The sequence below is a fragment of the Campylobacter concisus genome (genome assembly GCF_001891085.1).
Taxonomy (GTDB): domain Bacteria; phylum Campylobacterota; class Campylobacteria; order Campylobacterales; family Campylobacteraceae; genus Campylobacter_A; species Campylobacter_A concisus_O.
Genome location: NZ_JXUP01000009.1, coordinates 11,292 through 25,693, shown reverse-complemented (window position 1 = coordinate 25,693; position 14,402 = coordinate 11,292). Strand labels below are relative to the sequence as shown.

The following is a 14,402-nucleotide window of genomic DNA, read 5'->3' as shown; positions in this document are numbered from 1 at the left end:
AAAAAACTATGAAGGACGGACATGAGAGCATTTATTGGGATTTTTATACTTATAGTAAGCCTATTTGGCTATGAGATAAATCACGAAAACTGGGCGAAATTTTATAAATTTATTGGCGAGGCAAATGGTATAAAATTTGAAGTTTATATGAACTATTTTAAAGATGAATTTGAAAATTTTAAGCAAAGTAAGAGCTTTAAAGTGCCGGCCAAGATAGGCGGGCATATCTTTTTTGATGGTACAAAATACGACTACGAAAAAGGTAATCTTGAGCAAAATAGCAGTGAAATTTCATCTCTAAATGCTGTATCTGATAAGATAAATTTAGACGTTAAAAATGAAAATGGCGAGCTAAAGGGCAAAATAATCGTTAAAAACAAAGCCTATAATGCGACTATTAAAAAAGAAAAAGAGTATGAAATGCTAAATATTGGCATCCAAATGATCGAAGCAAATGGCACGAGATACGAAGCTATAATTAACGATATATTTGCCAAAGAATCGGCTAAAAAAAATAAAAATAAATTACTCTCGACACTTTATGACCTAAAAAGTGAGCGTAAAAAATGGCCAAATAACCAATTTGAGAGCCTAGATAACATCTACTATATAAATGACAAAATAAAAAGCATCTGCACCTATAAAAATAATAAAACTAGCTGCGATGTCGTCTTACTTAAAACCAACAAAAAGCTAAAGTTAAAGCAGATTTTTAAAGATATGAACGACCCTCATCTAAAAGCAATCCTCGCAACAGCAGGCGTTAGTGAAAATTTTGTACTTTCGCCACTTGGGCTTACCTTTTTAAACGAGGAGCAAATTAGCGTGCCACTTGATGAGCTAAGACCTTACTTTAGCGATGAAATCGGACTTTAATGGCAAAAATTTGTGGCATAGATGAGGCTGGACGTGGGGCTTTAGCTGGGCCTTTAAGCGTAGCGGCCTGCGTGCTTAATAAAGAAATTTCAGGCCTAAACGACTCCAAAAAACTAACCGCAAAAAAGCGTGAGGAGCTTTTTAAAGAGATCATAAAAAGCTCAAATTTTCTCATCATCTACTTCTCAAATGCGCAAATAGACGAACTTGGGCTAAGCGAGTGCTTAAGACGAGCGCTCAAAATTTTTAAGGCGCACTTTGAGGGTTTTGAGATTATTTATGATGGAAATTTAGACTATGGCGTTGGTATCACAACGATGATAAAAGCTGACAGCAAAGTCGCTGGGGTAAGCGCTGCTAGCATATTAGCAAAGGTTAGTCGTGATAGTTTGATGAAAGGCTGGGATAAAATTTACTCAAAGTATGGCTTTGCGGGGCACAAAGGATACGGCACAAAGGCTCACCTAGATGCCATTGCCAAGTTTGGCTATTCAAGCCTTCATAGAAAAAGCTTTGTAGTAAAGTCTTTTGAAAAATCTCTATTTGACTAAGATTAATTATCTAAGCATCAAATAGATGCTTAGATAACGTCCTTTTTAATGGCAGCCACAACCACAACTACCACTACTTTTAATAGCATCAAATACAGCATCATAGTTTGGCTCTTCTGTCACTTCAGGGACGATTTGCTTATGAATTATTACGCCATCATTGATGACAAATACCGCTCTTGCAAGTAGTCCTTTTAGTGGGCCATCGCTCATTAAAACGCCATAGTTTTTAGCAAATTCTCCGTATCTAAAGTCACTTCCTACACGTAAATTTTCTATGCCTTCAGTCGTGCAAAATCTACCCATCGCAAATGGCAAATCATTTGAGATGATGCTAAGTTTTACACCATGTTTGCCAGCTACTTTTTCGTTAAATTTGCGAGCCTCTGCTGCGCAAACGCCAGTATCAAGTGATGGCAAGCAAACAAGTACTTCTACACCATTATTTCCACCCACGCTAAACTCGCTAAGATCTTGTGCTACGACTTTTGCCTCAGGTGCATAAGAGCCGACGAATAGCTCATTTCCACTTAAATTTACCTCACTACCTTTAAATTTTGTAGTTGCCATATCTGTCTCCTTTATTATTTTTTTGCTTTTTTAAATGCTTGATCAAGATCCGCTATTAGATCATCAGCGTTTTCGATACCGATTGCTAATCGAAGCAAGTTTTGCTTTATACCGATCTTATCTAGTACCTCTTTTGGAAATGCCTCATGCGTCATAGTTGCAGGCCTGCAGATAAGACTCTCTACGCCACCAAGGCTTACTGCTAGATCAAAAATTTCTAGCGATTTTACAAATTTATTTACATCGTATTTTTCATCAAGCTCAAATGAGATAAGCGCGCCGATGTCACTTGCTTGAGCCGCTTGCATCTTTGCCTCTTGCTCACTATATGAGCCAGCAAAATGCACCACGCTAACGGCGTCATTATTCTGCAAAAATTTGATTATTTTATGTGTATTTTGCGTTTGTCTGTCAAACCTAACGCTAAGCGTTTTAAGCCCACGTATTAGGTAGTAGGCATCCATCGGGCTTATGATGCCACCAAGAGTGTTTTTAGCAAATTTTATCTTCTCAGCCAAAGCATCATCGTTTAGCGTGACGATACCAGCGATCACATCAGCGTGTCCACCGATATATTTTGTAGCGCTATAAACCACGATATCAGCTCCATGATCAAGTACTCTTTGATAATAAGGCGTTAAAAATGTGTTATCCACGATGACTAGAGCGCCCTTTTTGTGAGCGATCTTTGAAATTCTAGCGATATCTGTCACTCTTAAGAGAGGATTTGACGGAGTTTCGATAAATATCGCCGCCACGTCGTCACTTATGTCATCTTCGTTTAAAAAATTTAGATCGTCTATAAATTCGCTCTTTATGCCGTGGCTTTCAAAAACGGTCGTGACATATCTATAAGTGCCGCCATAGACGTTACTATTTAGTAGGACCTTTTGCCCAGTTTTTATAAGGCTAAGTGCCGCGGCTGTTGCTGCCATGCCTGAAGCAAAGCTAAAAGCGTATTTGCTGCCTTCAACCTTTGCAAAAATTTCATCAAATGCTTTTTTTGTAGGGTTGCTACCACGAGAATATGCAAATTCTTGAAAATTTTCAAGATCATCTTGCACAAATGTGCTTGCTAAAAAAACAGGCGGAATGACCGCTTTATTTGGATTATTTTTAGCTTCAATGCCTTTTACGATCAAGGTGTCAAGTTTCATAAATTTCCTTTTAAAATTTTATGAAATCTTACATAATAAAGATTAATCTTCCCCAAACCCACCCAAAACGTAGCTAAATCAGTAAGTGGTAGTAACATTTATTTTTAAGAATGCATTTTTTAAATTGCTGGGATAAATTTAAACTTTTGCTCTCTCCCCGCAAGCCTAATAAATTTTTCTTTTTACTCGCCTTTAGCTAAATTTTCACCATAAATTTTACTCTACAAGATCAACTTGCCAGTTTGCCTCTTGTAGCTTCATATCTAGCTCTCTGATCTCTTTAGAAAGCTCGTCTATTTGCTTTTGAAGCATAGCCACATCAACACTACTTAAAATTTTTATCTCACTATTTGAGTAAAGATCGACCTTTTGGCTTGCGCTTTTGGCAAATTCCCTAAGCACGCTTGCTTTTTGGCTTAGCGTATCTTTTTTAGCGATCATTTCAGTTAGACTCGCGCCTTCAAATTTTGCACTTGAGTTTGTTAAATTTATAGCCAAGATCAGTCTAAATAGCTCATCACTTAGCCTATCAAGCTCTTTTAAAAGAAGCTTTGGATCTTCGCTAGGTCTTTCATTTTCTTGTATTTTTGCATTATCAAGCAACCTGCCTTTTAGCTGCTCTAAACGTTTTTGTGTATCGGCTCTTAAAATGAGAGCCTGAGCTAATTTCATCATTTTTCCTTTTGAAATATTAAATTGAGAGAAAATTTCAAATTATATTAGTATCTTTTGGGTTATAATTGATTTAAAATTTTATTTTAAGGAAAAGCTATGAAGTACGATTTTGATACGCTTATTAGCAGAGATGGCACTAACTCATCAAAATGGCGAATGAAAAACGATATTTTGCCAATGTGGGTTGCTGATATGGATTTTAAGGCTGCACCTGAAATTTTAAATGCCCTACAAAAGCGTCTTGATAATGGCGTCTTTGGCTACTCATTTATCCCAAAAGAGTGGAACGAAGCGATTAAAGGCTGGTGGAAAAGGCGTCATGATGTTAGCTTTGAAAACGATTGGATGTGCTTTTGCACTGGCGTTATACCAGCGATTTCTACTGCGATTAGAAGATTTAGTAATCCAGGAGATCAAATTTTAGTTCAAGCTCCCGTATATCACGTATTTTTTAACTGCATTAAAAATAATGGTCGTGAAATTTTATCAAATGACCTTATCTATAAAGATGGCTCTTACGAGATCGATTTTGACGACCTTGAGGCAAAGCTAGCTCAACCGCTAACAACTATGATGCTTCTTTGTAATCCTCACAACCCAATAGGAAAAATTTGGGACAAAGAGACGCTTAAAAAAATAGGCGAGCTTTGCTACAAACATGATGTTTTGGTTATCAGCGATGAGATCCACTGCGACATAACTGATCCTGGTCTAAGCTATGTGCCATTTATCAGCGTTAGTGAAGAGTGTAAAAATAACTCAATCACATGCATCTCACCTACAAAAGCCTTTAATATCGCAGGACTTCAAAGCTCAGCCATCGTCACGCCAAATAAACAGATACGCGCCAGAATAAATGCGGCTGTAAATTATGATGAGATAGGTGAAGCAAATGCATTTGCGATAACTGCGACAATAGCGGCATTTAATGATAGTCAAACATGGCTTGATGAGCTTAGAAATTATCTCTTTGAAAACAAAAAAATCGTTGCAAATTTTATAAAAGAGCAAAATTTACCAGTGAAACTTCTGCCATCAAATGCAACTTATCTTTTATGGCTCGATTGCAGTGAGTTTTGTGAGGACTCAAGCCAATTCATGAATTTTTTGCGTGATAAAGCAGGACTTTGGCTTAATGACGGCAATGCTTACAGGGGTGATAAATTTTTTCTTCGTATGAATATCGCAACGCAGCGTGAAAGAGTGCTTGAAGGATTAAAACGCTTGCAAAATGGTATAAATTTATATACTTCAAGAAAATAAAATTGACCAAATTTGGCTGGGTGGCTTTTGAATTTTAAGCTACTCCTGCCTAATATTAATACAGCTCGGGGCATTTTTGAAGCAGTAAATATTGCCCCATCATTTTAAATATCAAATCAAGTTTTGCTAATAAATTTAAAGACAAGATGGCCTACACTAGTTTTTATTTGGTTGCTTTAAATTTAAGTACAAAAACCGCCCAACCACAATGTAGCAGACCGATAAAAGCGAGCATTTTATGCCTTTTTGAAGTGGTAAAGATCGTGTCCGTAGCTTATAAATTTAGCAGTGTGTTTAAAACCAAAAATTTAAAGATGAGCCATCTCGTACTGGTTTTAAATTTAAGAGAAATTGTTTGCTAAAACAAAATTTTGAGCCATTTTTGAAGTTGCACTTTCTTTTAAAACAAGGTAGTTCTTGCTGATAAATTTGATGATTTTAAAAATTTAGATAAAAGTAGAAATTTAAAGGCGGGAAAGCCCCGCCAGATATTATTTATGAAGCTCTTTTGTGTAAAACTCAACTGAGCCAAGGCCCTCTTTTAGCGCCCACTCGTAAGCTTTGCTTACAAATTCCCAGTTTATATTCTCATAAAAAGTCTCTAGGTATTTTGGACGAGCGTTGAAGTTGTCGATGTAGTAAGCATGCTCCCAAACATCAACAACTAGAAGCGGTACTTTGCCGTCGCTCACTGGAGTTTTTGCATTGCTAGTTTGTACGATCTCTAGCTTTTTACTGCTTGGATCAAATACAAGCCACGCCCAGCCTGAGCCAAAAAGCGTTGTAGCTGCTTTTAAAAATTCCTCTTTGAAATTTGCAAAATTTGCTTCGATCGCAGCTTTTAGCTCGCTTGACATCTCGCTTTTTTTAGCGATGCAGTCCCAGTAAAAGTCGTGGTTGTAAACTTGAGCAACGTTGTTATAAAGCCCACCTTCGCTATTTGTTAGAATTTCATAAAAAGATGCGTTAGCAAATTTTGTATCTTTTATAAGATTGTTTAAATTTGCTACGTAAGTTGCATGATGCTTGCCGTAGTGGTATTCACAGGTTTTTGCGCTAACTACTGCATTGCTATTTGCATCAAATGGAAGTTTTCTAAGTTCAAACATAATAATTCCTTAATAATAAAATTTGTTGTTTCGTATTATAGCCATAAAAAATTAATAAATAAAAATCTTTTAAATTTAGCCACAAAATATAGGTTAAATTTAAGCAAACCTAAACTTACATTTTTTGGCTGACTTTTAAACTTATAGAAAAGAAAAATTTAGGGCAAAATATCCCATGCATTTGGTTAAATGGATTCAAAAAAATTTATTAAATGTAAAAATAAAATAAATTTTATGTGTAAAAAAGTAACAAATATACTTTAAAAGTTTAGTTATTGAAAAATTATAAAAATTTTTTGAAAATATAAATTAGCTTTTAAAAGCACAATTGTTACTAAAATACACATATAAAAATAAATAGCTGTGAATTTACGAAACAAAATTTCTAAATTTTTATTTTTGAAATTTATAATGCGTTTAACAAAACCATTACAAAGGATAAAAGATGAAATTCTTACAAGCTTTACTTTTTACTTGTGCCATCAGTGGCTTAGCATTTGGTGCAGACAAGGTCTATACGATCAAATTTGCTCACGTTGTTGCAGCTTCTACACCAAAAGGCAAGGCAGCTGACTTTTTTGCTAAACGTACTGAGGAGCTAAGCGGCGGTAAATTAAAAGTTCAAGTCTTCCCATCAGCTCAGCTACTTGACGACGATAGAGTTTTTGGCGCGTTAAAGCTTGGCAATGTTCAAATGGCAGCTCCAAGTTTTTCAAAATTTACGCCTATCGTGCCGCAGTTTCAGCTATTTGACCTGCCTTTCATCTTTAAAGATGCAGACCACCTTCACAAGGTTCAAGATGGTGCAGTTGGCGAGGAGCTAAAAGCCCTTGTTACAAAAAAAGGCTTTGTGGCACTTGATTATTGGGATGCTGGATTTAAGCATTTTAGCTCAAGCAAAAAACCAGTTCTTGTGCCAGAAGATGCAAAAGGACAAAAATTTAGAATCCAAAGCTCAAAGGTACTTGAAGAACAGATCAAAGTAGTTGGTGGCAATCCACAAGTTCTACCATTTTCAGAGGTTTACTCTGCACTTCAACAAGGCGTAGTTGATGCGACTGAAAACCCACTATCAAATTTCTATAACTCTAAATTTCACGAGGTTCAAAGCTCTCTTACGCTTTCACACCACGGATATCTAGGCTATTTAGTCGTTATGAGCGATAAATTTTGGAGCAAGCTACCAGATGATCTGAAAGCAAATGTAAAACAAGCTCTAAGCGAAGCAACAGCTTTCGAGAGAGAAGAGACAGCAAAAGAAGACGCTCACGTCATAGCTGAACTTGAAAAATACATCGCTGCTAGTAAAAAACTAGAAATTTATAAGATCGATGACGCACAAAAGGCCGAATGGCAAAAGGTTATGCAGTCAATCTATCCTAAATTTTACGATGTTATCGGTAAAGATCTCATAGAAAAGACTCTTAGGACAAAATAATGAAGAGCTTTTTTAATGTCCTTGATATAGCGATAGCCTCACTAAATAAAACTATCGCAGTAGTTGGGCTCGCGAGTGGAACATTGCTAGCCTTTGCAAATGTTATGGCTAGATACTTTTTCGACAAAAGCTGGTCTTGGGCAAGCGAGCTATCAAACTATCTTTTTATCTGGTCGGCGTTTTTTGCCGCGGCATACGGCTTTAATAAGGGTATTCACGTGAGCGTAACTATCTTGGTGGAAAAATTTCCACCAACCCTTGCAAAAGCGTGTTTAATCTTTTCTCATGTACTAACTACTGTGTTTTTGTTATTTATCGCAGTTTATTCGATTGATTATCTTAAAATTCTTCACGAGATCGAGCAGATGATAATAGACCTTGGCATACCACAATGGGTACCTATGCTAGTGCTCCCGATAGCCTTTGTCACAGCTAGCTACCGCTCGACCGAAAAAGCCATAAAAGTAGCTCTAACGCCTGCAGAAAACGTCGTAAGCAACGAAGCGCACGAGCTAGCTCATGGCAGCGTAGTCAAAGACTAAGGAGAAAAAATGACAATAGCATTTTTATTTATCCTGCTTTTTGCACTGATGCTAATAGGCGTGCCAGTGGCGGTTTCGCTAGGCACAAGTACTGTTTTAACGATGATATTTTTTACAGATATCGACATCGCTACGATCCCACAGCTCATATTTGATGGTATCAATAAATTTTCGCTAATGGCGATACCGATGTTTATCTTGGCTGGAAATTTACTAAGTAAAGGCGGCTCAGCAAGGCGTATCATCGACTTTGCAAAGTCTATGGTCGGACATTTGCCAGGTGGCTTGCCTATGAGTGCGATATTTGCCTGCATCATCTTCGCAGCGGTCTCTGGAAGCTCGCCTGCGACGGTTGTAGCCATTGGCTCAATTATGTTTGCAGCTATAAAAGAGGCTGGCTATCCAAAAGAGTACGCAGTGGGCGGCATAACAACGGCTGGCTCGCTTGGAATTTTGATCCCGCCTTCAGTTGTTATGATAGTTTATGGTGTAACTGCTGAGGTAAGTATCGGCAAGCTTTTTATGGCAGGCGTTGTACCCGGTCTTATGCTCGGCGCTTTTATGCTCGTTCAAACCTATGTTGGCGCAAAAAAGCTTGGCTTTAAAGCAACTAAAGCTGAACCATTTAAAGTAAGAGTGCAAAAATTTGCAAAAGCATTTTGGGCGCTTTTGATCGTCGTTGTGGTCATCGGCGGAATTTATGGAGGAATTTTCACTCCAACTGAAGCTGCTGCGGCAAGTGCGGTCTATGCGCTATTTATCTCACTTTTTATCTATAGAGATATAAAGATAAAAGATCTTTGGGACATCTGCCTAGACTCAGCCCTTACAACAGCTATGATATTTTTCATCATCGCAAACGCCGTTGTTTTTGCATATTTGCTAACTAGCGAACAGATCCCACAAGCGATCGCTTCGATGATACTTGACGCAAATATCGGTATGATAGGATTTTTGATATTTGTAAATATCTTACTCTTTATCATGGGTCAGTTCATGGAGCCTTCAAGCGTCATCATGATCATGGTTCCACTATTGCTTCCGATTTCAACGCAACTTGGCATAGATCCGATACATTTTGGCATTATCTTAGTTGTAAATATGGAGATAGGTATGGTTACTCCACCTGTTGGACTAAATTTATTTGTCGCAAGCGGTCTTACAAATATGAACTTAAAAGAGGTCATCATGGCATGCTTGCCTTGGACACTTACTTTATTCTTTGGCCTTATCTTGGTTACTTATATACCGCAAATTTCTCTTTGGTTACCAAACCTAATGTATGGACATTAAAATTTAGAGGCTCTTGCCTCTAAATTTATGCTTTTGAGTCGTAATCCGCACTCATAACGATATTTTTACCACTTCGTTTACCAGCATAAAGTAGATTATCGGCTTGTTTTATCATCTTTTCTAAGCTAAATTCTCCCGTACCATCATGAGCAACTACTCCAAAAGTCATAGTTGCATTGATCTTTATGTTTTCAAACTCAACTATATTTTTACTCAAAGTCTCTCTAACACGCTCTACGATACTTACAGCTGCATCTTTTTTTACACCCAAGACGACTGCTAAAAATTCTTCTCCACCAAATCTAGCTACTCTATCTTTATCTCTAAAAGTGCTTTTAAATATGCCTGATAAGCTTTTTAAAACAGCATCTCCTGCGCCGTGTCCATAGGTATCGTTTATCTTTTTAAAGTTATCAATATCGCACATAACGATAGCAAAGTCCCTATTTTTATAAAGATCGTTTTGACTTAAAATTTTCTGCATTGAAGTGCGATTTAAAAGTCCTGTTAATGGATCGTGATTTAAGATATTTTCAGCCACCTCTTTTTCCTCTAAGATGCTTAAAAATATAAATAAATTTGAGCTTTCCAAAAGGTACGAAACGATAACCGAAAATACGCAAACCATACTTAAGTTAAAAACAAAAAGTAGATCTTTAAAGCCGTCAAAATCTTTTACAGGCTGGCCATCTAAATATATATAGCAGACTATGGATAAAATTATTTGCGTTGCAACTATTATGTAGTTAAAAAATTTATAGGTAAATGACGTAAAAAATAGTATTAGTGACGATGCTAAAAACAATAACCCAAATCCATATCCCCATCCAAGTGTCAGCATACAAACTAATGCATGAAATAAAATTTCAAGCTGGACTATAAGCATTGTTATCTTGTTATTTTCAGGGCTATCGTAAATAAGCCTTAAAAGAAAAAGATAGGTTGCTACTGAAAATACATTCGTAACTGCTAGAATTTCTTCTTTCATAAATAAAAAAATGAAAAAATAACAGACGTGAGTTAATAATATTGAAAATATGATAATTTTTTGAGCCGTATAGAGTGAAATTCTACGCATCCGAGCCCTTTTTTAAAATTTCTAATTCGATACGGTCTTTGCCATTTAGCTTTCCTTCATAAAGCAGCTTATCTACTAAAGTTATGGCTTGCTCAAAATCCACCTCAACACCATTTGCACATATTAGCATGCCAAAGGTCATAGTAACTGGAGTTTTATCTGGAAGTTTTGCGTTGTTTATCTGTTTTTTAAGCCTTTTACTCACTTCGTGGATAAATTCTATCTTTGTATCGGGCAAGATTATCAAAAATTCTTCTCCGCCCCAGCGGCAAACATAGTCTTTACCTCTAAATGATTTCTTCAAAGCACTGGCTACATCTTTTAAGACCTCGTCGCCACAGTCATGCCCATATGTATCGTTTATTTTTTTAAAATTATCAATATCGCCTAGCATTATGACTAAATTTGTATTACCGCTTCTTTCCTTATTAGCAACTAGTTCAAATCCTAAAGTTTTTTCTATTGTTCTTCTGTTTAAAAGCTGCGTTAAAAAATCATGCTTTGAGTCCTTTTCAAGCTCTTCTGTCTCTTTTCTTATTTGCTGATATCCACTAGACGTGATAACATCTGCAAACATTGAAAGTCTTAAAACAATAAAAAAAGCAAAAACAATACTGCACACGACTATCGTCCCTCGTATAGCTGATGGGATCAGCGGCGTCTCATCTTTATGAATAAAATAAAGAAGTATAAGCAAGATTAATTCTAAAAATGCCATTATATAAGTAAGACTCTTTGAATCAAACGCTAGGAAGTAGTTTATAAAAATTACACCAACAAGTATTATCCAAATTCCAGTATTCCAACCCATAGTAGTAACAATAATAGTAACAAGCAATATAATATTTAGGTGAAATGCAAGAGATATTAATACTCTATATTTTATGTCAAATTTTATTCTAAGCAATATCCCAGCTGCTATAAATAATAAGCACATAAAAAGTAGCGGTGTAGCTATGATCATAAAAAGCAACAAAGATAGTGCATTCACAGCTATCATAACGTCTAATATCGTTTTATAGATATCATCGATCGCTTTATAACTACTTTGATCTACAAAATCGTGTGTCAAACAAAACTCCCTGTAAATTTATTCCATTAAATTTCATTAAGTATTTTTAATAAGAGTCGTAACTATCTTCATCCTCATCACTATCTTCGTAGTTGTAATCATTTTCATCGTAATTATAGTCATAACTACCGCTACTATCGTCCTCATCGTCATTAAATTCAGAGTAGTCTTCTTCTACTTCTTCATAATCAAATTCATCACTCATTGTTTTCTCCTTAAATTTTATCTTTGACACTTTCAATATACAAGCTTTGGCTTGGGAATGCGAAATTTAGACCATTTTGCTTTAAAATATCCATAATCTTTAGCATTACATCTTGCTTGACATCTAAAAACTCTCCCCAAACGATAGTCTTTGCAAAACAATAAACTAAGATATTTATTGAGCTATCTGCAAAATCATCAACCACGACAAATAAATTTGATTTATATCCAGCATAATCATCAACCGAAACTATACTTTGTCTATATTTTAGCCCTTTTTTCTTGGCTGTTATATCCTCGCTTTTAGCAATATCTGGATGATTTATCAACATAGTTTTTATGTCATCTACACATTTTTTGATCTCTTCTGTAGTTGGTCCATACTCGATGCCGATAACCATTCTGATACGTCTACCGACTTTTCTTCTGCTCCAGTTTCTAACAGGATCACTTGCCAGTTTTGAGTTTGGCACAAAGATTAAAGCGTTATCAAAACTTCTAATAGTCGTCTTTCTAAAGCCAACCTCAACGACAGTGCCCTCTATATCACCACAAACTATCCAGTCTCCTTGTGAAAATGAGTTATCAAAGAGCATCATAACAGATGCAAAGAAGTTTGCGATAATGTCTTTTGCAGCAAATGCAACAGCAAGACCGCCGATACCAAGTGAAGCTATGAGTGCTGATATATCAAAGCCAAGCTTTTGAAGAATTAGTAAAAGTGCGATTATTAATACAATTACATAGACTACTTTTAAAACTAAATTTACAACCTCTTTTCGTCTACTCTTTTGTGCGATTTTATCGATTATTACTATGCCATAACCATTTAGGATGGTTAAAACAAGCCATGAAAATGCGACTATATAGACGATTGAGAAGATATTTGCTAGAGTTAGTGGTACTGGCACTGGATAAAAGCCAACACCGATACAAATGTTTAGCGCATAAATGATAAGAAGTGCAGAGATAGGCTTTTTAACGATATCTACTATCTGATCCTTTGCCTCCTTTACGCCTTCGCCTGATGCAATAAGTGACATAAGCCAGTATGTGAGTTTGGCGAGAATTCTTGTAAGTGAGACAAAAAATAAAAATACTACGATTATAACTACGATCTTACCAACGTTAAATTTTGCCGAATTTATAGAAGTTAGCTTATTTATATATTCGACCGTATCGACTAAATTTAGCTCGGATAAGATCATGCTTGAGCTTAGAAGATCGGCATTGTTTTTAAGATAGATTAAAATTTCCTCATCAGTCTCTTTTTTTAAATCAAGCTCGGCAAATGCGTTATCGTAAGAGCTTGAAGTCTCATTTAGCGAATCTTTTAGCTCTTTTATGCTGACGTAAGAATTTGTTTGTAAATTTAAAAGTCCGTTATCTATAACCTCTTTTATAGAGTTTGCTTTAGCACCTTTTTTAAATATCTCTTCAAGATTAATTAAAGCCGATAAATAAGCATAATCTATCTTCATTTTCTCAAGCTCAATAGCACTTTGAACGTAAGCATCTTTATTTGATTGCTTCTCTAATCTAGCTACTTTTTTTTCTAAATTATTTTTTTGCAAAATAAATTTATCAATATCGTTTTGAGTTACTTCAATCTGCATAACATATAGTGGAATTTTTTCCAAAAGGTCATTTTTTTTCTTTTGAAGTCCAGCTAAATTTGAATTATCAGCTTTTGTTGAGTTCGTATCTTTTTGCTGTGCTTTTATGATTTGGATTTGATTGTTTAAAGTCAAAATTTGATTTGTTAGGCTTAGTATATTTTCTTCTTGAGTTTTATTATTTTCAGCACCAAAAAGCATTATAAATGAGAGCAAGACGATGGTTAAAATTTTACGCATTTTCACCCCTCTTATCTGCTAAAAGTTTGAATGTGCCCTCTTTTAAATCGTAGCTGAAAATTTCACCTGTTTCTATAATGTAGTGCCAGCCATAAATTTGAAGGTTTCCTCTTTCATACTCCTCTTTTACATTTGGATAAGTCATTATATTTTCGATCGAATTTATCACATTTAATCTCTCAGTTAGCCACGCCATCTTTGCTGGATCGTCGCTTGTAAATTTTAAAACTTCTCTCTTAATTGGTTCTATTAGCTTTATCCAATTTCTAACATTTGGTGTAGTTTTGAGCTTTTTTTCATCCATATAAAGCGCTGCACATCCACCACAATCAGAGTGCCCGCAAATAATGATATTTTTGATATTTAAAAGCTCTAATGCATATTCAATAGCAGAAGTCGTTGCCAAAAATTCCTCGCTCACTCTATAAGGCGGCACGATGTTTGCAATATTTCGTACCATAAAAAGCTCGCCCGGAAGGCAGTTTGTTATCAAATTCGGTACTACTCTTGAATCAACACAGGATATAAAAAGGGTATGTGGGTCTTGTCTATTTTGTAGACTTTTAAAGAGCTCTTCATGCTCTAAAAAGCCATCTTCCATAAATTTTACCGCACCTTCAAGTAGCGAGTCATCCATAGAAATTTATCTCCATTTTTTATATTTTTACGCGATTATAGCAACTTTTATTTAATCTAAAAAATACTTTAATATATAAAT

15 protein-coding genes are annotated in these 14,402 nt (G+C 35.7%); 6 read left to right on the top strand and 9 right to left on the bottom strand.

Annotated elements, in window-relative coordinates:
• Window positions 1-21 precede the first annotated feature (21 nt).
• Both TH67_RS08585 and TH67_RS08580 read left to right on the top strand, forming a co-directional pair.
• Window positions 22-876: an S-adenosylmethionine tRNA ribosyltransferase gene (locus TH67_RS08585; RefSeq protein WP_072595221.1), complete on the top strand. Its 855-nt coding sequence runs from the start codon at window positions 22-24 to the stop codon at window positions 874-876.
• Window positions 876-1,427, top strand: a complete 552-nt coding sequence (locus TH67_RS08580; RefSeq protein ID WP_072595220.1) for a ribonuclease HII — start codon at window positions 876-878, stop codon at window positions 1,425-1,427. The genes TH67_RS08585 and TH67_RS08580 overlap by 1 nt, the downstream gene beginning before the upstream one ends.
• Window positions 1,428-1,472: 45 nt before the next feature.
• On the opposite strand, the gene tpx is transcribed toward TH67_RS08580, so the two are convergent.
• The 3 genes from tpx to TH67_RS08565 form a co-directional block, all read right to left on the bottom strand.
• Window positions 1,473-1,997 (bottom strand): thiol peroxidase, encoded by a 525-nt coding sequence (gene tpx / locus TH67_RS08575; protein ID WP_072595219.1) that lies wholly within the window; start codon window positions 1,995-1,997, stop codon window positions 1,473-1,475.
• Window positions 1,998-2,011: 14 nt separating this feature from the next.
• On the bottom strand, window positions 2,012-3,154 hold the full coding sequence (locus tag TH67_RS08570; RefSeq protein ID WP_072595218.1) for a trans-sulfuration enzyme family protein: 1,143 nt from the start codon (window positions 3,152-3,154) through the stop codon (window positions 2,012-2,014).
• A gap of 216 nt (window positions 3,155-3,370) precedes the next feature.
• The gene (locus TH67_RS08565) at window positions 3,371-3,826 is read right to left on the bottom strand and encodes a DIP1984 family protein (protein WP_072595217.1); all 456 of its coding nucleotides are present in this window, start codon (window positions 3,824-3,826) and stop codon (window positions 3,371-3,373) included.
• Between the two features lie 99 nt (window positions 3,827-3,925).
• Between TH67_RS08565 and TH67_RS08560 the strand changes: the two genes are divergently transcribed.
• Window positions 3,926-5,092 (top strand): MalY/PatB family protein, encoded by a 1,167-nt coding sequence (locus TH67_RS08560; protein ID WP_072595216.1) that lies wholly within the window; start codon window positions 3,926-3,928, stop codon window positions 5,090-5,092.
• Between the two features lie 491 nt (window positions 5,093-5,583).
• On the opposite strand, the gene sodB is transcribed toward TH67_RS08560, so the two are convergent.
• Complete coding sequence (gene sodB / locus TH67_RS08550; protein ID WP_072595214.1) at window positions 5,584-6,201, bottom strand: superoxide dismutase [Fe]; 618 nt, start codon at window positions 6,199-6,201, stop codon at window positions 5,584-5,586.
• A 445-nt stretch (window positions 6,202-6,646) separates the two neighbouring features.
• On the opposite strand from sodB, the gene TH67_RS08545 reads away from it, so the two are divergent.
• The 3 genes from TH67_RS08545 to TH67_RS08535 are packed head-to-tail and all read left to right on the top strand — an operon-like array spanning window position 6,647 to window position 9,474.
• Window positions 6,647-7,639, top strand: coding sequence for a DctP family TRAP transporter solute-binding subunit (locus TH67_RS08545; protein WP_072595213.1), 993 nt, complete (start codon window positions 6,647-6,649; stop codon window positions 7,637-7,639).
• Window positions 7,639-8,181, top strand: a complete 543-nt coding sequence (locus tag TH67_RS08540) for a TRAP transporter small permease (RefSeq protein ID WP_072595212.1) — start codon at window positions 7,639-7,641, stop codon at window positions 8,179-8,181. The genes TH67_RS08545 and TH67_RS08540 overlap by 1 nt, the downstream gene beginning before the upstream one ends.
• A gap of 9 nt (window positions 8,182-8,190) precedes the next feature.
• Window positions 8,191-9,474 carry a TRAP transporter large permease gene (locus tag TH67_RS08535; protein WP_072595211.1) on the top strand — a complete coding sequence of 428 codons (1,284 nt, stop codon included), beginning with the start codon at window positions 8,191-8,193 and terminating at the stop codon, window positions 9,472-9,474.
• Between the two features lie 25 nt (window positions 9,475-9,499).
• On the opposite strand, the gene TH67_RS08530 is transcribed toward TH67_RS08535, so the two are convergent.
• Genes TH67_RS08530 through TH67_RS08515 form a run of 5 tightly spaced genes read right to left on the bottom strand, consistent with a single transcriptional unit; the run spans window position 9,500 to window position 14,321 of the window.
• On the bottom strand, window positions 9,500-10,552 hold the full coding sequence (locus TH67_RS08530) for a GGDEF domain-containing protein (protein ID WP_072595210.1): 1,053 nt from the start codon (window positions 10,550-10,552) through the stop codon (window positions 9,500-9,502).
• Window positions 10,545-11,624, bottom strand: a complete 1,080-nt coding sequence (locus tag TH67_RS08525) for a GGDEF domain-containing protein (RefSeq protein WP_257638067.1) — start codon at window positions 11,622-11,624, stop codon at window positions 10,545-10,547. The genes TH67_RS08530 and TH67_RS08525 overlap by 8 nt, the downstream gene beginning before the upstream one ends.
• 46 nt (window positions 11,625-11,670) lie before the next feature.
• Window positions 11,671-11,829, bottom strand: a complete 159-nt coding sequence (locus TH67_RS10405) for a hypothetical protein (RefSeq protein WP_180371751.1) — start codon at window positions 11,827-11,829, stop codon at window positions 11,671-11,673.
• Window positions 11,830-11,839: 10 nt separating this feature from the next.
• On the bottom strand, window positions 11,840-13,684 hold the full coding sequence (locus TH67_RS08520; RefSeq protein ID WP_072595208.1) for a mechanosensitive ion channel domain-containing protein: 1,845 nt from the start codon (window positions 13,682-13,684) through the stop codon (window positions 11,840-11,842).
• A complete protein-coding gene (locus tag TH67_RS08515) occupies window positions 13,677-14,321 on the bottom strand; it encodes a carbonic anhydrase (protein ID WP_072595207.1) in 645 nt (214 codons plus the stop codon). Before TH67_RS08515 ends, TH67_RS08520 begins: the two co-directional genes overlap by 8 nt.
• Window positions 14,322-14,402: the final 81 nt, after the last annotated feature.